The 19,360-nt window shown below is 49.6% G+C and carries 18 protein-coding genes; 8 read left to right on the top strand and 10 right to left on the bottom strand.

The features are described from left to right. The first annotated feature begins 128 nt into the window (after positions 1 to 128). The 6 genes from AB1757_29250 to AB1757_29275 all read left to right on the top strand — a co-directional run bounded on the left by AB1757_29250 (position 129) and on the right by AB1757_29275 (position 8,606). Positions 129 to 950, top strand: a complete 822-nt coding sequence (locus tag AB1757_29250; protein MEW6131154.1) for a DNA methyltransferase — start codon at positions 129 to 131, stop codon at positions 948 to 950. A gap of 249 nt (positions 951 to 1,199) precedes the next feature. Next, positions 1,200 to 2,033, top strand: coding sequence for an alpha/beta hydrolase (locus tag AB1757_29255; protein MEW6131155.1), 834 nt, complete (start codon positions 1,200 to 1,202; stop codon positions 2,031 to 2,033). After that, positions 2,026 to 4,806, top strand: coding sequence for a TonB-dependent receptor (locus AB1757_29260; GenBank protein MEW6131156.1), 2,781 nt, complete (start codon positions 2,026 to 2,028; stop codon positions 4,804 to 4,806). The genes AB1757_29255 and AB1757_29260 overlap by 8 nt, the downstream gene beginning before the upstream one ends. A gap of 16 nt (positions 4,807 to 4,822) precedes the next feature. Continuing rightward, positions 4,823 to 5,305, top strand: a complete 483-nt coding sequence (locus AB1757_29265; protein MEW6131157.1) for a hypothetical protein — start codon at positions 4,823 to 4,825, stop codon at positions 5,303 to 5,305. A gap of 162 nt (positions 5,306 to 5,467) precedes the next feature. Beyond that, the gene (locus tag AB1757_29270; protein ID MEW6131158.1) at positions 5,468 to 7,978 is read left to right on the top strand and encodes a PBP1A family penicillin-binding protein; all 2,511 of its coding nucleotides are present in this window, start codon (positions 5,468 to 5,470) and stop codon (positions 7,976 to 7,978) included. 160 nt (positions 7,979 to 8,138) lie between these two features. After that, the gene (locus tag AB1757_29275) at positions 8,139 to 8,606 is read left to right on the top strand and encodes a HEAT repeat domain-containing protein (GenBank protein MEW6131159.1); all 468 of its coding nucleotides are present in this window, start codon (positions 8,139 to 8,141) and stop codon (positions 8,604 to 8,606) included. Between the two features lie 14 nt (positions 8,607 to 8,620). Here the strand turns inward: AB1757_29275 and AB1757_29280 are convergent, their stop codons facing one another. From AB1757_29280 to AB1757_29310, 7 genes are all read right to left on the bottom strand, one after another. Continuing rightward, the gene (locus AB1757_29280; GenBank protein ID MEW6131160.1) at positions 8,621 to 8,878 is read right to left on the bottom strand and encodes a hypothetical protein; all 258 of its coding nucleotides are present in this window, start codon (positions 8,876 to 8,878) and stop codon (positions 8,621 to 8,623) included. Positions 8,879 to 8,945: 67 nt separating this feature from the next. Further along, positions 8,946 to 10,529, bottom strand: coding sequence for an AarF/ABC1/UbiB kinase family protein (locus AB1757_29285; protein MEW6131161.1), 1,584 nt, complete (start codon positions 10,527 to 10,529; stop codon positions 8,946 to 8,948). A 69-nt stretch (positions 10,530 to 10,598) separates the two neighbouring features. Next, positions 10,599 to 11,603, bottom strand: a complete 1,005-nt coding sequence (locus AB1757_29290) for a tetratricopeptide repeat protein (protein MEW6131162.1) — start codon at positions 11,601 to 11,603, stop codon at positions 10,599 to 10,601. 58 nt (positions 11,604 to 11,661) lie between these two features. Beyond that, positions 11,662 to 13,395 (bottom strand): gamma-glutamyltransferase, encoded by a 1,734-nt coding sequence (gene ggt / locus AB1757_29295; protein ID MEW6131163.1) that lies wholly within the window; start codon positions 13,393 to 13,395, stop codon positions 11,662 to 11,664. Positions 13,396 to 13,462: 67 nt separating this feature from the next. Continuing rightward, a complete protein-coding gene (locus AB1757_29300) occupies positions 13,463 to 14,029 on the bottom strand; it encodes a Uma2 family endonuclease (GenBank protein ID MEW6131164.1) in 567 nt (188 codons plus the stop codon). 52 nt (positions 14,030 to 14,081) lie between these two features. Beyond that, positions 14,082 to 14,957: a prepilin peptidase gene (locus tag AB1757_29305; GenBank protein MEW6131165.1), complete on the bottom strand. Its 876-nt coding sequence runs from the start codon at positions 14,955 to 14,957 to the stop codon at positions 14,082 to 14,084. Between the two features lie 79 nt (positions 14,958 to 15,036). Further along, positions 15,037 to 15,225 (bottom strand): hypothetical protein, encoded by a 189-nt coding sequence (locus tag AB1757_29310; protein ID MEW6131166.1) that lies wholly within the window; start codon positions 15,223 to 15,225, stop codon positions 15,037 to 15,039. 127 nt (positions 15,226 to 15,352) lie between these two features. On the opposite strand from AB1757_29310, the gene AB1757_29315 reads away from it, so the two are divergent. Continuing rightward, positions 15,353 to 15,871, top strand: coding sequence for a hypothetical protein (locus AB1757_29315; GenBank protein MEW6131167.1), 519 nt, complete (start codon positions 15,353 to 15,355; stop codon positions 15,869 to 15,871). A gap of 441 nt (positions 15,872 to 16,312) precedes the next feature. Beyond that, the gene (locus AB1757_29320; protein ID MEW6131168.1) at positions 16,313 to 17,419 is read left to right on the top strand and encodes a glycosyltransferase family 4 protein; all 1,107 of its coding nucleotides are present in this window, start codon (positions 16,313 to 16,315) and stop codon (positions 17,417 to 17,419) included. 4 nt (positions 17,420 to 17,423) lie between these two features. Here the strand turns inward: AB1757_29320 and AB1757_29325 are convergent, their stop codons facing one another. From AB1757_29325 to AB1757_29335, 3 genes are all read right to left on the bottom strand, one after another. Beyond that, positions 17,424 to 17,963: a hypothetical protein gene (locus AB1757_29325; GenBank protein ID MEW6131169.1), complete on the bottom strand. Its 540-nt coding sequence runs from the start codon at positions 17,961 to 17,963 to the stop codon at positions 17,424 to 17,426. A 54-nt stretch (positions 17,964 to 18,017) separates the two neighbouring features. Continuing rightward, the gene (locus AB1757_29330) at positions 18,018 to 18,527 is read right to left on the bottom strand and encodes an alpha/beta hydrolase (protein MEW6131170.1); all 510 of its coding nucleotides are present in this window, start codon (positions 18,525 to 18,527) and stop codon (positions 18,018 to 18,020) included. Positions 18,528 to 18,605: 78 nt separating this feature from the next. Then, positions 18,606 to 19,358, bottom strand: a complete 753-nt coding sequence (locus AB1757_29335) for a glycosyltransferase family 2 protein (protein MEW6131171.1) — start codon at positions 19,356 to 19,358, stop codon at positions 18,606 to 18,608. Between the last annotated feature and the right edge of the window lie 2 nt (positions 19,359 to 19,360).

Genomic DNA, 19,360 nt, shown 5'->3' on the forward strand with positions numbered 1-19,360 from the left:
GTCCTTGAGGAGTTGGTCAATCAGGTCAATATTAATAGAAGAAGATTCTTTAGTCATAGTCCCTCCAATCGTAGAATAAAAACTCTACGGGTCTATGACCGTTTACACAAAATTTTTTACACCCTCTAATGAATTTTCAGGCTTGGATTGCTTGGGAGAGCCTTAGCTTTCCTGTGCGCATGATCATGCCATCTCACTACGCCATACTTTGTTTCTCAAAAGGTTCTCCGAGATCACTGCCCAGCTTGTTTCCATCCATGAATGATGTTGATGCAGAGTCATACATTAAACCACTTCAAGAGTTCTATTGTGTCCGGTCCTCTTGTGTGGCTAGCAGGCAAAGATCGGGCAGTGACCGAACTGATATAAGCGATGTTTGGTATGACATTCATCGTCTGAAACATAATAGCCGCCGCGTTGACCATCCTTGTCAGCTTCCTCCCCTTCTGATGAGGCGACTCTTTGCGTTGTTTACGCGCCCGCATGAATTGATTCTTGATTGCTTTAATGGCGCGGGAACCTCCACACTCGTAGCACAACAAATGAATAGAGGCTATATCGGAATTGAGCTTTCGCAGCAGTATCACAGTATTGCCTTGCAGCGCCATGAACAGATTGAGCTAGGTGGTAATCCCTTTGGTAAGTCCGATATTGTCCCAATCGCCAAGAACAGCCCCGTACAACGATTGCCGAAACAAAGATATGAAGTTACCAAAAAGAAATTGCAGCTAGACGTAAAGCGAATCGCGCACGAGTTGGGACACCTTCCAAATAGAAAAGAGGTGCAGGCCAATAGCAAGTTTCCAATTGAGTATTTTGATAATTACTTTATAAGTTGGGGCGAAGTGTGCGCCGCAGCGCGTACAACAGGAATGACTGAGTTACCGAAAGACCGAAGACCAGACTCAGATCAACTGGAACTATTCTTTGACACTGCTAAACAAAGCTAGAACAACTTGTGCGTGCCAAGACGGGCATAACAATGAGTTCGACCGGAGCCGCCGAAGCGAGTTTTGTATGGTTACTTTCAGCGTTACGCCGCTCAGTCACGCGGGGCGTTGGTTGATCAAATTTGCAGGCGCAGGCGAGTCACTTTGTTTGCGCCTCTGAAATTTTTTGAACCAAAATTTTTCTACGCGGTTTGTATCACACGGGGTTGAATGGTAACTTGATGAAATAACTTTTTCGCGACGTGTAGAATGGCTGAACCGAATTTTGAACGCTTGCTGATTGGCGAATTTTCGTGGAAACGCCTGATACGTTCTATGCTGTTAATTCCCCTACTGGTTTATGTCGGATTGCTGCTTCTCGCCTGGTTCTATTCCGACAGCATCATCTTTCAACCGCCGAAGCCGGGTTATCAGGATTCACCGGAAATTTTGAAACTGCAAACCCGCAACGGCACCCGCATCGCCGCGATTTTTCTCGCCCACGAAAAAGCCGAATACACGGTTTTATACAGTCACGGCAATGCCGAAGATTTAGGCGGCATGCGTCCCATTCTCGAAGCCATCCGTCGCCTCGGGGTCAACGTCTGCGCCTATGATTATCCGGGTTATGGTCTGAGCGATGGGGTGGCTTCGGAAGCTTCGACCTACGAAGCCATTGATGCGGTCTATGATTATTTAATCAATGAAAAACAGATTCCCGCTTCTCGCCTGATTTCATACGGTCATTCGGTGGGTTGCGGTGTGGCAATCGATCTGGCATCGCGAAGAGAAGTCGCGGCGCTGATTGCCGAGAGCGCCTTTACCACTGCCTTTCGCGTGTTGACGCGCATTCCGCTTCTACCATTCGATAAATTTCGCAACCTCGGTAAACTTGCCCGCGTGCAGTGCCCGGTTTTACTGGTTCACGGAAAAGCGGACGACATTATTGCTTTCTCGCACAGTGAAAAATTATTTGCCGCCGCCAATGAACCGCGCCGCCTGATATTGATCGACCAGGCGGGGCACAACGATATTGTCATCTTTGCCCTCAACCGCTATCCTGCTGCTTTGCGTGAACTCGGAATCAATCTCAACCATGACTAATTCACCGATGAAGATAACCCGATGCCTCGCTTTGCTGTTCTTGATTTGCGCGCTTGCCGCGATGAGCGTACAAGGTCAAACCTCAGAACACGGTGTTATTAAAGATGAACGTGGCAATCCGATTGCCCAAGCCAGAGTCAACCTATTGACCTCGCAAAATATCGGGATTCAGGAAACCCTCACCAATGAATCGGGGGCTTTTTCATTTCGCGCAGTACCGGCAGGCGCTTATCTATTGAAAATATCTGCCGCTGGATTTCAGTCGCGCCAAACCGGATTGGAAATCAAAGCGGGGGAGGTCGAGCCGGTAATCATCGTCCTCGGCATTGCGCAGGTGCGCGAAGAAATCACCGTGACGGCATCGCGTGGCGCGGCGCTTTCAACCGACAAAACCGCGCAGTTGGTGTTGATTAAAGAACAGAGCGAAATTCAGGAACGACCCTTGCCAACCATTGGCAACGCGCTTGAAGGCAGCACAGGGGTTCTGGTTCAGCAGAGCGCCCCGGCGCAGGTTTCACCCTTCTTGCGCGGGCTAACCGGCTATCACGTTTTGAATTTAATCGATGGCATTCGCTTCAATAATTCGACTTTTCGTTCGGGTCCCAATCAATATCTGGCTTTCATTGAACCGGGGCAGGCGGAACGCATTGAACTGTTGCTTGGTCCGACGGGTTCGCAATACGGCAGCGATTCGCTTGGCGGCACGATTAACCTGTTGACCTTGCAACCGACTTTCAGCGAAAGCCTCCGTTTTCGCGGCGAGTTGCAGACAATGGCTGCGAGCGCCGATTCGGGGGCAAGCGTAAGTGCCCGCGTCAATCTAAGCGGAAAAAATTTCGCGTGGATTTTCGGCGGAAGCCTGCGTCGTCATAATGATTTGCGCGCCGGACAGGGCGTTGATTCGCATCAGGTCTTTCACAAATTTTTCGGACTTTCCCATGAACAGGTTCGCCAGCTTTATGGCAATCGCCAGCAGGATACAGGATTTTCGCAATATGGCTGGCACAGCAAACTGGCGCTGCGATTGCGCGCCGAACAGAATCTGACGCTCTGGTATCAGCAAAGCGATGCCACAGATGTGCGCGGCTATAAAGATTTGTGGGGCGGCTTGGGGAGATTGCAATCCGCATTTGACCCGCAGGGCTTGCGATTTTTTTATGCGCGATACGATAAACTGAAAACCGGTTTCCTGGATTCCTTGACCGGCGCGTTTTCCATCAATTCGCAACGCGATGGCACCGTCAGACAGGGCTTGCTGGCAACCGGCTTGATTACCCGCGACGACAGTACGGTGAATGTCTTGGGCTACACATTGCAGGGGACGACTCACCTTGGCACTCATCAGGCATTGAATTTCGGCGGCGAAATCTATCATGAAAAAATCGCTTCGAGGCGATGGGAAACCAACCCGTTAAACGGCAACCGCACAGCAAGGCGCGCGCTTTATCCCAATGGTTCGCGGTATACGACCACGGCGCTGTACGTTCAGGATTCCCTGTCGCTGATTCGGGAAAAATTGCGCGCCGTGGCTGGCGGGCGATTTACCGGCATTCGCTTTCGCGCCTTTGCAGACCGCAATCTGACGGCGACCGGCATGAGTCTCGGCGTCGTTGACGCGCGGCAAGGCTACGAAGACTTGACCTTTAATAGCAATTTGATCTGGCAGGCGCGGCAAAATCTGGCATTTAATTTTCTGGTTGGACGAGGCTTTCGCGCCCCGAATTTAAATGATCTGGGAGCCTTGGGCTTGAACGATTTGGGATTTGAGATACCGGCTGCGGACGCGGTTTCGTCGCAGGCGTTCATCGGCGTCAGTGACGGAGAAGGCGTTTTATCGAGCGGCAAAGCGGTAAAACCTTTAAGCCCCGAACGGCTGTTCAATTTTGAATTCGGACTGACGTTCAGAAGCCGGAAATTTTATAGCCGCGCCCATGTTTTCGATGCCGAACTGCAGGACCCGATTGTCCGTCGCACACTGGTATTCGATGCGACGAATGCGCCGACCACGCTTGCCGGAATTCCTGTTACTGTGATGGCACCGTCGGCTGCTCAACGCGCTCAAGGGGTGGTGAATGTGGCGACAGCGTTTGATGCGCGCGCCGTGAAAGCCTTCGTCAATGAAGGGGAGATTCGTTACTACGGTTTCGATTGGCAGACGGCTTGGTCTTTGAGTTCGGGTTTTGTGGTTGAAGGCAACTACGCTTATCTGGTCGGCAGGGAATTAAACCCCAATCGATTTGTCAGAAGATTGCCGCCGCAACACGCGGTTTTAAGTTTGCGTTATCAACCGCTCGGTTCCAGATACTGGGGCGAATTGAGCGGTAATTTTTCCGGGAGACAGGAACGTTTAAGTGGCGGCGACCTCACCGATGAACGCATTGGCGCAGCGCGAAGAAGACGCGATATTAGCGATTTTTTCAACGGTTCGCTGGCGCGTGGATTGATCAATGCCGGAGGCGATGGGGTTTTCGGAACCAGCGACGACCGGTTTGCGCCGACCAATGAAACGCTGGCGCAGATAGGTGATCGCGTGTTGCCGCTTGGCGCAATCGTCAATGGTGTGAAAATCGTAGATGACAACACCCGTGTGCCTCTCTATGTGGCGACGCCGGGTTTTGCAGTTTTGAATTTGCGCGGCGGCATTCGCTTATCTGAACAATTGAGCGTCAATGGAGGGGTGTTTAATCTGTTCGATAAAAATTATCGCTATCATGGCTCAGGCGTCGATGCGCCCGGCAGAAATTTCTTTGCCGGATTAAAAATTTCTTTTTGAAACGATGGTGGACTGAATGAAATTCATGAAATTATTCCTGCTTGGCTTGACCCTGATTTCGGGGTTGCTGTGCGTCAGACAAGCTTACGCGCAGGGAAATTATCAAACTTATACCAATGCGCGATTCGCCTATGCGATTGCCTATCCGGCGGATTTATTGATTCCGCAAGGTGAAGCCGACAATGGCGACGGGCAGAAATTTATATCTAAAGATGGTCGCGCGGTCTTGCTGGTTTACGGTTCGCATAATGCCTTGAATCAGAAATTGAAAGAAGCTTTTGCAGAGGCGAGTGCCCCCACAGATGACCGGCAGGTGACTTATAAAATTTTACGTGCCGATTGGTTTGTGGTTTCGGGTAAAGCGGGCGAAAAGATTTTTTATCAAAAGACCTTGCTTAAAAACGGCGTGTTTAAAACTTTTCGCATTGAATATGATGAGTCGCAGAAAAATATTTACGACACGGTAACTGCGAAGATTGCCAAATCGTTTAAAGGGTGAACCGCAAAGCGTCGCGCCTGAAAAATCATTGCCAACCAACCCATTCTGACTTCTGAGAATCGAAAACCGCGTCGCTTTACAAGCTTGCAAGCGGTGCTGTACGCTGTATCAGGTGTCAGAACTTCTCGCAGACATTTCAAACCAATGTTTTAAAGGTGTGCTATGCCAAATATAAAAGCCTATACAACTCGATTGGGTTTCAAACCGAATTGGTTTCAAAGCTTTTTTCGCCGTTACACATTTCTGTCGCTGTTGATTTTGTCAATCATCGCGGGGGTGATGTTCGGCGCAACCGTCGCTTATCAGGCGGGGATGACACAGGAAGCCAAAGAGGTCGAGGGACTCGCCAATTATCGACCCAATCTGGTGACCCGGGTGATTGCCGATGATGGTAAAACCGTGGTCGGGGAATTTTCGCTCGAACGCCGCATTCCGATTACCTATGAGCAGATTCCCGACCGTTTGAAACAGGCAATCCTTGCCATCGAAGACGACCGCTTTTATCAGCACATTGGCGTAGACCCTGTGCGCGTTGGCGTGGCGGCGATTAAAAACGTTTTTCTCGGTCGCAAAGCGGAAGGCGCATCAACGCTGACGCAACAGTTGGCGCGCGCCCTCTTTCTCACACCGGAAAAAACCTACACCCGAAAAATTCGCGAGATTCTCACCTCTCTGCAAATCGAACGTTACTACACCAAAGAGCAAATTCTGGAGATGTACTGCAATCAGATTTTTCTGGGCGGCGGCTCTTACGGGTTTGAAGCCGCGTCGCAATATTACTTTTCAAAATCCTTGAAAGATTTGACGCTCGAAGAATGCGCCATGCTTGCGGGGTTGCCGCAAGCGCCGAGTCAATATGCGCCGACCAGAGATTTGAAAGCCGCAAAAGACCGCCGCGATATTGTTCTCTATCGCATGCGCGAGGTCGGCTACATCAATGACGAAGAATATAAAAAGGCTAAAAATACCGAAATCAAACTCAACCTCAGCCCGCAACAACAGAACAACAACACGATTTATGGCTATTTCGTCGAAGCGGTGCGGCAGGAATGCGATGAAACCTTTGGCACTGATGAATTGCTCACCGGCGGCATGAACATTTACACGACCATTGATGCCAAAGCCCAGCGCGACGCGCTACGCGCCATTCGCAAAGGACTGCACGCTTATGAAGCGCGTCACGGGAAAAAATGGCGCGGCAATTTGTTTAATATTCTCGATAAAAAATTGGGTGACCTCAACCATTTCACTCACCCGGATTGGCTCGGCGATTATATCGAAGGCGAATACCTGTTTGGGCTAATCACTTATGTTGATGTACAGAAAGCCGAAGTGAAATTTGGCGATTACACCGCAACCCTTACCGATGCCAATACCAGTTGGGCGGGCGGGTCGCCTGCGAAGCTTTTGAAAAAAGGTGACCTGGCGGTTTTCAAAGTCAACAAAGTTGATAACAACGCCAAAAAACTCGATGTCACCTTAGACCAGATGCCCACGGTTGACGGGGCGCTGGTGTGTTTGGATGTGAAGACCGGGGCAGTTAAAGCGATGGTCGGCGGTTATGATTTCTTCATGCGAAAATTCAATAACGCGACACAGGCTGAACGCCAGACCGGCTCAACCTTCAAACCCTTCATCTATGCAGCGGCAATTGAAAACTGTTTGAAGCCCGGTGATATCGTAAGCGCCGCGCCCTATGTTGATCCGAATACCGGGTGGTCGCCGGTAAATTACGGTGGCGACTCAGGCGGCGGCGCAATGACTTTAGCCGATGCCTTAAAGAAATCGGTCAATGTCGTCGCGGTGCGCTTGCTTGCGATGGTCGGCGTAGACAAAGGCGCGGATATGGTCAAGCGTTTCGGATTATCGAATCCTATGAAGCGTGTGCTGCCTTCGGCGCTTGGCGCAACCGAAGAACCGGTGATTGATATGGTGAGCGCCTATGGCGCATTTGCCAACAATGGCGTGCGCGTGCATCCGCATTTGATAGATAAAGTCACGGATGCCGATGGCAATGTCAAACAGGAATGGAAATCCGAAAGCAGCAAAGTGGTTTCGCCATATGTCGCAGAACAGATGCGCGTGTTGATGCGCGGGGTAGTGACCGGCGGCACGGCGACCGCGATAGGCGGCAGTAAAGTTTTAGGTCCGCGCAATATCTGCGGCAAAACCGGAACGGTGAACGATTTTACGGATGCCTGGTTTATCGGTTATACGCCGACGTATTCAACCGGTGTATGGATTGGTTATCCGGGGCAGAAGAAAACCCTTGGGCAGGGAGAGGCTGGTGGCACAGCCGCTTTACCGATGTGGATCAGTTTCATGGATAAGTTCATGGTTGGTAAACCCAACGACAAATATCCGAATGCGCCTGATCGCATGGATAAAGATGTCGAGTCCCGCTGCGATGAAATGGCTGACAAGGTGCGCAAATCGAATGAAGAGGCGGGCGTTGGTGGTGACGGAACCGCTGTAACCACGACCACAGACGACACCGCGGATGATGCGAAAAGCGCCGTGAAGGATGAGGAGCCTAAGCCTGCGCCGCGTCGCGTGCCTAAGATGGAAGAGACTGAACCGGGAGACCGCCCGCGTAAAGTTGATGATCGCCCGAAACCGCCGCCTGAACCGGCGAAAGAACCCGAAAAGAAAAAACGCGGCAAAAACGGATAGAACGATTGCGGATTGCGAAATGCGGATTTTCCGTTGCCAACCGCTGATCAGGGTTTGCCCGACCCATTTTTGCCTGATTCTCAGGCAATTACAAAATGTGTTTTGAGGGCAAGTTACTCGCCTCAATCAATCCGCAATCCGCAATCCGCATTTAACAAAGATGGCTTTCATAATTTTCTTACTACTGGCTGGCGCAGTTTATCTCTGGTGGTCAAAGCGCAACAGCCAATTGAATCACAATGAAAAGTTGTATTTGAAACGGCGTGGTTATGCGAGCGAAGAGGAAATCGGCATCGGTTCATCGGTTACGCAAGAATCCCGCATATTTTCAGCCATCGAATCGCTAAACGATTTATCGCCCGCTTCGCGTCAACGCGCCGCCGAGGATATTGCCGAGATGTGTCGGCAGGGGGCGCGCGATTCCCTGGTTTACCCGGCATTGCTTGAAGCGTTGAATGATAGCGATGCCAATGTGCGAAGCGCCGTCGCCGAAGCCTTGGCGACGGTTGGCGATGCGCGAGCCAGTGAAGCCTTGCAAACACGATTGGAAATTGAAGAAGCTTTGCAAACCCGCGCCGCCTTACAAAAAGCCATCACCAAACTGCAAAGGTCTACCAATATTGAATAGATAATAAAGTGGAATTAGCTTCGCGGTGGAAAAACCGGTTTAAAAATCGCTTCCAGTTGGCGTTCAATTCTGTCTAACCGTTGCTCTAAAGATTTGAACCTTTCATCAAAACGTTTTTCGAGGTCACCAATACGTTGTTCCAACCCTTTTTTCAAATCATCAATCGCGCGCTCAGTCGAGCGTTGATTGAGCCATGATGCTCCGAAGATTGAAAAAACAATGGTAATGACAGAAAGCACGGCTGTCAGTAAAGCAATATTGGGGTTCAACATTTCACCTCCAGCTTTCAAGTAACCTCAGTTTAGAATAGTTTCTTGTCAGTGTCAAAATCACCATATTTTATAATTTATTTTCGCCTTGCCAGTAATATTTCAAAGCCATCTTTGCCAGTTTCCAAACTTTATTCCATTCGATATTGCCCGAATCGCCGCTGACCAGTTGTTTAAGCAGATAGCGCCCTTCGCGTTTGAACATAAACCCTTTCGCATAGGGCTTCGCCACTTCAAAGAAATTAAAATTCGGGTCAACCTGGGTGCCGATGCCTTCCAAAGTCATGATGGCGCGAACGATATAAGTGAAACTTGCCGGAATGCGAAACGGGAATTCATAAATGACGTGCGCTAAATCGAAGGTCAATTCCTTGAAGTTCACATCTTTCAATTTCAAATTCAGATAGCGGTCAAAAATTCCCTGAATGACCGGTTTGAAACGCTCTTCTTCTTCGGGTTTGAGTTCGATGAAACCCAAACGAATCATGTCTTCAACCAAGCCGTGAACGTCTTTTTCAACGATGTGAAAGAAGGCATTGATGAGTTTGGATTGCAATTCAACGGGCATCCGCCCGACCATGCCGAAATCGAAAAACGCTAAACGCCCGTCGCGCATCACGCGCAAATTTCCGGGATGCGGGTCGGCATGGAAAAAGCCGTCTTCAAGCAGTTGTTTGAAGTAAGTCTTTGCCAATAGTTTGATGATTTCGTGCGGCACCAATCCCGCAGCCTCTAATTCATCAACATCAGTGACTTTGAACCCTTCGATAAATTCCATCACAATGACGCGCCGCGTCGAAAAGACCGCAAAAATGCGCGGCACATAAACCTCTCGCCACTCGACGAAATTTTGTTTGAAGACCTCTGCATTGCGAACCTCCTGCGCGTAATCCATCTCTTCGTAAATCGTCGAGCGGAATTCATTGAGGGTTCCTGTCCAATCCAGTCCGCGAATTAAATTCGGATAGCGTTCAAGCCTGGTGGTGATGCGCCGCAGAACTTTTAAATCGAATTCAATCTGTTCGGTGATATTCGGGCGTTGAATTTTTACGGCGACGGTTTGTCCGGTCTGTAAAACTGCGCGATGCACTTGTCCGAGGCTGGCGGCGGCAATCGGCGCATCATCAAAATTTTGAAAGATGTCAGCGATTTTGACGTGCAATTCCTGTTCAACAATGCGTCGCGCCTGTTCCGAAGGGAAGGGCGGCACGCGGTCTTGCAGTTGTGTGAGTTCCTGTATGTATTCAACCGGCAGCAGGTCTGCGCGGGTGGCAAGCGTCTGCCCGATTTTAATAAATGTCGGACCCAGTTTGATTAACTTTTCGCGGAGTTTTTCGCCTTCCTCGTGCAAGGTGTCGGCTTCGGGAAAATGTTTACGCAGACGCCAATCGTAACGATTCCAGAGCAAACGCATTGAAAACAACGCAAAGGAAAGAAATATTTTCAGTAAACGCAGTAATCCCTTTAAGCCGATTTTGTGGTCTTCTGGTTGATTCGCCTTTTGATTTGTGTTGTCGAGCGGTTGAGTCTCTATTTTCGCAAGCTCATTTTTAGAGGTTAGGGGGAGGGGGCTTGGCGATTCGTTGGAAAAAGGAATAACCTTTGCCGGTTCGTTGCGCTTCGCTTCATTACCATTCAGGCGTTGTTCTTGCATCAAAACACCATACGAAAAATTTTCACGCGACGTTGCCAAATCTATTTTGACACATCCGGGTGAATTATATCAGGAGGCGGATTTTTTGATGCCCAGCATTGCTTCAACAGTTGCGAGGTTGCGTTTGTATTGCGCGTTTTCGGGTTCAAGCTCGACAGCCCGGAGCCACTCGTTGCGGGCTTCAGGGTAGCGTTTTTGATTATACAAAGCGCCTGCCAGATTGTTGTGGTAAACGGCGATGTCACCATCCAATTTGATTGCCGATTGAAAAGCGCTTTCAGCTTCTTTGAATTTGTTCAACATCATCAAATTTAAGCCGTATTGATTGTGAATTGCGGAATTTTTCGGAGCAAGTCCAGTGGCAGTTTGGAAAAACTTATCGGCTTTATCGGGTTTACCGGTCTCGAAATAAAAGACCCCCATCGCCATTTGCCAATTAACATTTCTCGGCTCTAACTCAGTCGCCCGCTTAAATTCCTTTTCAGCGTCTTTGGTGTTTTTCTGCGCCTGCAAGGTGCGCCCAAAACCGGCGCGCAATTCGGCGTTATAGGGTTCAATGTCAATCGCTTTTTTGTATTCGCTGTTGGCTTCGTTGAATTTGCCGCTGCGCGCATACATATAACCCAGGAGGCTATGCCAACCGGCGGTTTGTGGCGCGAGGTCGATGGCTTTTTGAATTGCCTTTATCCCGTCATCCGCCCGTTGCTGGTTGAAAAGCAGAATCCCCAGGTGAATGTGATAGACCTCTTTGCTTGAATCAATATCAATGGCTTTGCGATAGGACTGCTCGGCTTCGAGATAGCGATATTGATTTTCAAGCCACCTGCCGTAATTGAAATGGTATTCGGCATTGGCAGGGGTTTTGGCATTGGGGTTTTCTGGTGGCTGAGGTTCGCCAACCGACGGCAAGGTTCTGCCGATGCTTTTCAAAACATCTGCGGGATTGATTCTCGGCAGCGCCGTTTGATTGCCCTGTTGATTGGCTTTATCGGTTTGCGCAAGTGTTTGAACGCCCACCAACATCAAAGCGAAAAACATCAACAAACCTATAAGCGAATTTTTCTTTTGTCGCATTGGACACATCCTTTTATGCAGAATGCGGAGCTGAAGTAAAAACTGAAATTTACCGGATTCAATAGCCAACCGCCTGACCGCCGCGTCGGGCGTCGGATGCGCCGAGCCGCATACCGGTTTTCCAGTCAATCATAATGCCATGCGCATCACCGATGTAACTGGCGACATCTTCGGTGGCTCCGCCTGCGCCCGTCCGTTTAGGAAAGAGATGCCCGCGCCGTTCCAGTTCCTTGCGGGTGTCGGCGTTTAAGCCGAACGGCTCGTAACGAATTTCATCGGGCATCCATTGATGATGAAAGCGCGGCGCATCTATCGCCTCTTGAATATTCATTCCGTAATCAATGACATTGACGACGACCTGTAAAACCGTGTTGATGATGGTTGGACCACCCGGACTGCCAACCGCAAACCAGACCTTGCCATCTTTCAAAATAATCGTCGGCGTCATTGCCGAAAGCGGGCGTTTGCGCGGTTGAATGGCGTTGTTTTCACTTTGCAATAATCCGAACATATTTGGCACGCCGACTTTAGAAGTAAAATCATCCATTTCGTTATTGAGCAAAACGCCTGTGCCTTTGGCGGTCGCGCCCGAACCGTAACTGCCGTTCAAAGTATAAGTATTCGACACCACATTGCCTTCTTTATCGACGACCGTGTAATGCGTCGTCTCTGTCGATTCATAAGTAGTCGGCGCACCGGCTTTGATTTGTGCGCTCGGCGTAGCGTGTTGCATATCGATGGTTTTGACCATTTCGTTGGCATATTTTTTCGCGATGATGCCTTCGGTTGGCACTTTGACGAAATCGGCATCACCCATGAATTCGGCGCGGTCGGCAAAGGCGCGTTTCATGGCTTCCACCAGCAGGTGAACATGGTCTGAGGAATTATGCGGGATTTTGCCGAGTTCATAATGTTCGAGCATATTGAGCATTTGAATCAAATGCGCGCCGCCCGATGAAGGGGGTGGCATGGTCAAAATTTCACAGCCGCGATATTTGCCAACCAGAGGTTTACGAATCGTCGCTTCATAATCTTTCAAATCTTTCAAAGTGATGAGTCCGCCGTGGGCTTTCATATCGGCGACAATCATCTCTGCGGTTTTGCCTTCGTAAAAATCGCGCCAGTTTTTCTGGATGCGGGCAAAAGTGGCGGCGAGTTCCGGTTGAACCAATCGTTCGCCTTCGTCATAGAATTTGCCATCGCGCAAAAAGATACGATTGCTGTCGGGAAATTGCGCGAGCAGTTTCGAGGTGCCTTTCAAACTGCGAGCCAGATGATAATTCACCTCAAAGCCTTCGGCGGCAAGCCTGCGGGCAGGTTCAACCACCTGCGTCCAATTCAACTTGCCGTGGCGCGCTAAAGCCAGGTGCATGCCGTAGACGCTGCCGGGAACGCCTGTGGCTTTATAGCCGACGGTTGACGCGCCTTTAATCACCTCGCCGTTTTTATCGAGGTACATATCGCGTGAAGCGGCAAGCGGCGCGCGTTCGCGATAGTCGATGACTTCGGTGTCGCCATTGGCTTTGCGAATCACCATAAATCCGCCGCCGCCTAAATTGCCCGCCGAGGGCCAGGTCACGGCAAGCGCGAGTCCTACGGCAACCGCTGCATCAATCGCATTGCCGCCGCGTTTCATGATTTCAACGCCGACGCGGGAAGCGATTTCACTGGTCGAGGCGACCACGCCGTGACGGGCGCGCACCGGTTCTCGCGAAACCGCTGGCGCTGTGGTGACAAAGGTTGTGACGATAAGCGAAACGGCAAGGTAAACGACGAAGATTTTTCTTCTCATAAGGCTCCTGTTGACAAGCTGATTTTCGCAGAATGCGCGTGAAGCTATTTTCTATGCGGCAGACGAATTAAGCAACTTTGAGATAAACGTCTTTAAGCAACAGCGTACAATCAGTGGATTCAAACTGCACGATGTCATCCGGATTGGTGAATTTTTTATACGTCCAGATATTCTCGGCTTGCTTGATAAACTGTTCAATGCAGTAAGGGGTTTGCGCAATCAGTAGATATTCCCTCAACGAGTCAAGGGATTGATAATCCTGAAATTTTTTGCCCCGGTCATAAAGTTCGGTGGATTCTGATAGAACTTCGATAATCACGGTCGGGTTTAACAATGAATCCTTTTGTTCATCAGCAAATAGCTGTTCGCCGCAAACAATCGAGATGTCCGGATACCTGCCTTGATTCAGCTTTTCGATTTTCACGCGCATATCACTGGGATAAACTTCGCAATCACCTTCCAATGTTTGATTGCTTAATGTGCGAAGGACATTCCTGACGATTCGATTGTGATTTGTGCTTGCGCCCGCCATCAAAAACATTTCGCCAGCAACGAATTCGCTTTTGATTTCAGCGTTGCGTTCGATAGCCAAATATTCTGCAAAGGTTAAACGATGTTGCGGATTTGCTGCCACCTGAAAAACTCCTGTATTTATCGGGTTTTCTTCAGCACCAAGCATAATGGGTTCACTTGTACATAGACAAGTACCAGTTCAGAAAGCTCTGCCCGACAAAGAGGGAAATCAGCGCGGCGGGACCTAAAAAGACGCCGAAAGGAATTTCCATTTTCATGTTGCCGCCGCGCATGGCAATCAACGACACGCCGATGATTGAACCTAAAAGCGAAGCGAGAAATATCGTCAAGGCGGTGAGTTGCCAGCCCAAAAACGCGCCGACAAACAGCATCATCTTCACATCGCCAAGCCCCATGCCTTCGACTTTTCGCAAACGATAATAGGCTTCGCGCACCAACCAGAGACTGCCGCCGCCAACCAGCGCGCCAATGGCGGAACCAATGAGCGCTACTGACCAATCGGGCAAACCGGTCAAATGAAAAGTTTCCCGTGTTGTCGATGTGATTGTCGGGTCGGGGGCGATTTCGCGCAACACGAACATCACCAGCAAAGCGGGCTTGGTGATGACATCAGGCAAGAGTTTATGTCTAAGGTCGATAAATACGAGCGGCACGATGACCGACACGAAAACGATATTGGCAACCAGATGCAGGTAAAATTGCAGGGTTTGCCATTCATAGGAGAATTGATTGCGGACTTTGAGAAAGCACAAAAAATAGAGGATGCCGACCAGGAGTTCGACCATCGGATAGATTGGCGAAATCGGCGCTTTGCAACTGCGACATTTGCCGCCGAGCATTAGATAACCCAGCACCGGGATATTGTCATAAGCCTTTATCGGCGTATTGCAATGCGGGCAATGCGAACCGGGAAAGACGATGGATTCGCGAAGCGGAACCCGGTAAATAACAACGTTGAGAAAACTGCCAATCAACAATCCGAAAATCGTAACCACAACGCCGACCGGAAAATCTGCGGGAATATTCATCTGAGCCTTTCTGACAGATGGGAATTAGGGCTACAGGGATTAAATTGGTGTGTTGTCATCTTGTCAAGAATATTTATTCTCACCTTACATCCGCAGTTATTGCAGACGCCTTTGAGCGATTTAGCGCTTCGCCCTCCTCAACCCTTGTCAGAGCCTGAGTGAAGTTACCTAAACGATGGGTAAAGTCGCTCATTTGTGGTGAAATTAACTCAATATTTATCCGGTTTTCGGGTATTTCCAGATGCTCCACCTGCTTCTGAACTGGCATATAACTTGCTCCTTATACTCCTAAGTTGAACAATACTTACCTGCCGTTATGATTTCGTGAACCGCCTACACCCGACGTGTTCGATGAGCGGGAAGAGAGAAAATCCTTTTTCTAAAAGGAGGGTGACATGAAAACCAAATCAATTTCAATTTTTCTTGCAGTTAGTTTCATCCTCGTTTCCTGGACAGGGGCTACATCTACTTCGACGTCCGGCGCGACGCCTCAGATTGCTTATCCAGACCTGGTTAGCTCAATAAAGGTCATTGGTGACATCAAAGTCGTCGATGGCTCGGCAAGAGTTCCGATTGCGGTTGTCGTAAAAAATCAAGGCAACGCTCCGGCTGCCAGATTCAAAGTCTCGCTTGATTATCGCCGACCTGATGGACGCATCTTTGCCGTGATGTTCGCCGTTCCCGGTCAAAGCGACCAATGGTCTCCCTGGACAAGAACCAATCTGCTTGCCGGTAAGAGCGTGACGTTTACAGGAGATGCAGTCTTTAATCCTTCCACACACGGGGTGAGAGTTTCACTCTGGGCTATCGCCGATAGCTGTGCCGGCGACGAATTCGTGGAAGATTACTGCCGTGTAAAAGAGCGCAACGAAAATAACAATAAATCTGCTGCCCTGACCATCAATCTGCCCTGACCATTACCTGAATGATGCGAGGGCGGAAACTTGTTCTTTTCGCCAATCTTTGAATTAACCGCTGCCTCCGCGATAGCCCGGTCAGTTGCTCGTATCTGATGAGGAAACAATCCAGCCGGGCTAGCGGTTGGCGGTAATAAATGACCTGAGCATCCGTGGGAAATGACCATTCGTAATTGCTTGGCGAGCACCCACCCCGTAAAGCGGCTGTATTTCTATTGCTTGCCGGGTTTCAATGTATCTGAGGCAACAACCAAGTGCCGGTTTAGGGTGTTAGGGCGCTTGAACCTGCTTGCGCACAGTTGTGTGAATCCTTTAGTCTAGGTTCCCGTTTATTCAAAGTTACAACTCATCATCAGGTAACAGCAAAGAATCAAAATTGCGAATTTCAACTAACAGTAGATTCGCAATGTTAGTGGGAACAAAACACGGGCTACCGGCATGAGAATTCTGCAAATCTGTTCGGCAAGCGAAATGGGCGGCGGCGAAGTTCATGTCGCCGATCTGGTTCGCGCCCTCGCCTCTCGCGGTCATGCGGTTTATCTGGCAGTTCGCCCGAACAGCCCGCTGCGTGAACCGCTTGCCGGGGTCATCGCTTCGTGGCAGGAGTTGCCGCTTCGCAATTCGCTCGATGTGCAATCGAGCAAAGCCATCGCCGAATTGATTATTAAAAATCGCATTGAGATTGTTCACGCGCATCTTGGCAGAGATTATTTCATTGCCGCGATGGCTGCGCGACGCGCCAAGAATTGCAAACTGGTTTTAACCCGCCATCATTACCTGCCGATGAAAAGCAATCCGATTTATCGCTGGATGCTCGAAAATGTTTCGGCATTCATCGCGGTTTCCGATAGCGTAAAAAATTCTATTCTGGAACGCATCGCGCCCGCTCCTGAAAAAGTGCAGGTCATCCCCAACTGGATTGACCCGACGCGCTTTCATACGATTGACCGTGAAGCGGCGCGCGCCATGTTTCAAATCCGCGCCCCGCTTTCGGTTGCCTGCATCGGACAACTCACTCCTGAAAAAGGGCAGGAAGAGTTCGTCCGCGCCATCGGGCAGATTTCACAACGCCGTTCGGATGTCGAATATTTAATTGCCGGTGTCGAACAGGAAGACGGCGAACCGTTCACTCATCGGTTGAAAGAACTTGCGGAGTTTTTAGGCATCGCCGGTCGCATACGCTTTATGGGCTATGTGCATCACATTCCTGAACTGCTTGCAGCGGTCGATGTCGTCGTCGTGCCTTCGTGGGACGAAGGGTTTTCGCTGGTCACCATTGAAGCGCTGGCTTGTCGCCGGGCGGTGCTTGCCTCAAATGTCGGCGGCATCAGAGGCATCATCAAAGACAATGTCACCGGCGCGTTATTCCCGGCGCGGGAGGTGAATGCGCTGGCGCAAAAATTACTCTGGATACTGGCGGATTCGACAATGCGCGACCGGCTTGCCATGCAAGGGCAGATTGATGCCAGCGCGCGGTTTGGTCGCGATAATGTGATTGATCAAATCGAAGCGTTGTACACCGGCTTGCTCACTAAAAAATCCTAAGCCATTAAATCAATGCGCCGTATACTTCAAACTCAAAATCTTCGCCGTGTTCAAGCAGCGCGTCCGGCGTGCCATCGCCATCCACATCAATCGTTTTGCCATCGGTAAAGCGCCCGTGGCTTTGCCAATCTCCCCAGTGACAGAGTTCATGCAAAATCGTCGCGCCGATTTTTAAAACCGGTTTTCCCGATATGGTATTTCCGGTTCGCGGTTTGCCGGTTTGGAATTCAGTTGCCAAAATCTCTTCGATACAAATTGAAAAGGGAATCAGCGCAGTGCCGTTGGGCAATTTCGGCGGACTGGTGACCAGCGGTGGAGTAAATCCAAAAACTTTTTTCCCCTTATAATCGGTCAACCCGGAAACCAACTGAATCCTTGGAAAAGTGCCCGGTGTCAAGGCGTGAATCAATGCCGCTTTCGTCGCAAATCCATGTCTTAAAAAAGCCGAACTAATTGCAGGAATCGAATGAATCTTTGAAAGTTCATTCATTACATAATTGAAAAGTTTCGGATGCGAATGCTTGCCCCAGTTGTGCGCTATCATTGATTTGCCTCCTGTGGCGAACTGTAGCTGAAATTTTCACGGCGACGCATGAAGTTATGAACTCTCGGCAATCGTCGTCAAAAAAAGGTTGAATAGCTTTTCAATCAAATCAATTTGATCGTTTAAGCGATGGTCACCATCAATCAAGTGAAGGGCGATTTGGTGTTTTGCCGCAAATCGAAAACTGTTTTCCGGGGGAATCAATTCGTCGCGCCAGCCGTGAACGATAGCGCGGTGTTTGGCTGTCGGCAGCAAATCGGGACTGCGGTATCCTGACACCTCAACCGCCGGAGCCATCAAAAAAAGTCCTTCGGGTGCAAGGGTTTTTGAGGCAACGGTTGCCACATATGCCCCCATACTTGAGCCGACGAGAATTAAATTTTCTTCCGGCTTTTGCGCTTTTAATAATTTCGCGACGCGCTCATCGGGATTATTGATGCCCGAATAATCGAGACTTTCAACCTCGTAGCCTTGCGCTTCGGCAACCCGCGCGAGTCGTTGAATCTTCACGCCCCAGGGCCCGCTCTCTTTGCCATGACAAAACTGAACTTTTCCTCTTTTCATAAACTGCTCAAGGTCAGTACCGGAAAGCGAGCCGTGCAAGCAATCATCAAGCCGCTCGCGCAGTGGTTACTGACAAATCTATGGCTTTGAATGTTGCAGTTCCCAGAGTTTGATTTTTTTCAGGAACACATACTGCGCCGCGAAATAAGCGATGCTCAGTCCTTGAACGCCATCTAAAAATCCGAGTTTGAATACATAGGTTTTCACAAACGTCACAACCGGCGAAAGGGCGATTGAAAAAAATGTGGCGCGTTGATTTTTTGAAAACGCTTCGCGGGCGGCAAGCGTGGTATAACGGTCGATTCGCAAGTGATGTTCGGACGCGCTGTTTACCGTGTAATGCAAAATGTCGCCGGTTAATTTTTTAACTTCGCCCGTCGTCTTTACCGACTCGTGAACATAATCGCCTTCCCAGCGCGCCTGTTGGCGATTGTATAAACGAATTTTGTAGTCGGGATACCAGCCCGAATGTTTAATCCATTTGCCGAGATAAAAAACCTTGCGCGGCATCGCAAATGCCGACTCCGGGATATTTTCAGATTGTTTCAATCGCTCAATCGCTTCAGCCAGTTCTCTGGTAATGCGCTCATCGGCATCAAGGTTGAAAATCCAATCGTGGGTAGCCTGGTCAGCGGCGAAATTTTTCTGCGCGGCATAGCCCAAAAATTTTTGCGTGAAAATTTTATCGGTAAACCGACGGGCAATCTCAAGCGTGCGGTCATGGCTTTCGGAATCCACGACGATAATTTCATCAGCAAAGGCGAGCGATTCAATCGCCGCTTGAATATTTTCCTCTTCGTTAAGCGTGATGAGCGTCGCGCTGATTTTCATCG

The sequence above is a fragment of the Acidobacteriota bacterium genome, assembly GCA_040754075.1.
Classification (GTDB): domain Bacteria; phylum Acidobacteriota; class Blastocatellia; order UBA7656; family UBA7656; genus JBFMDH01.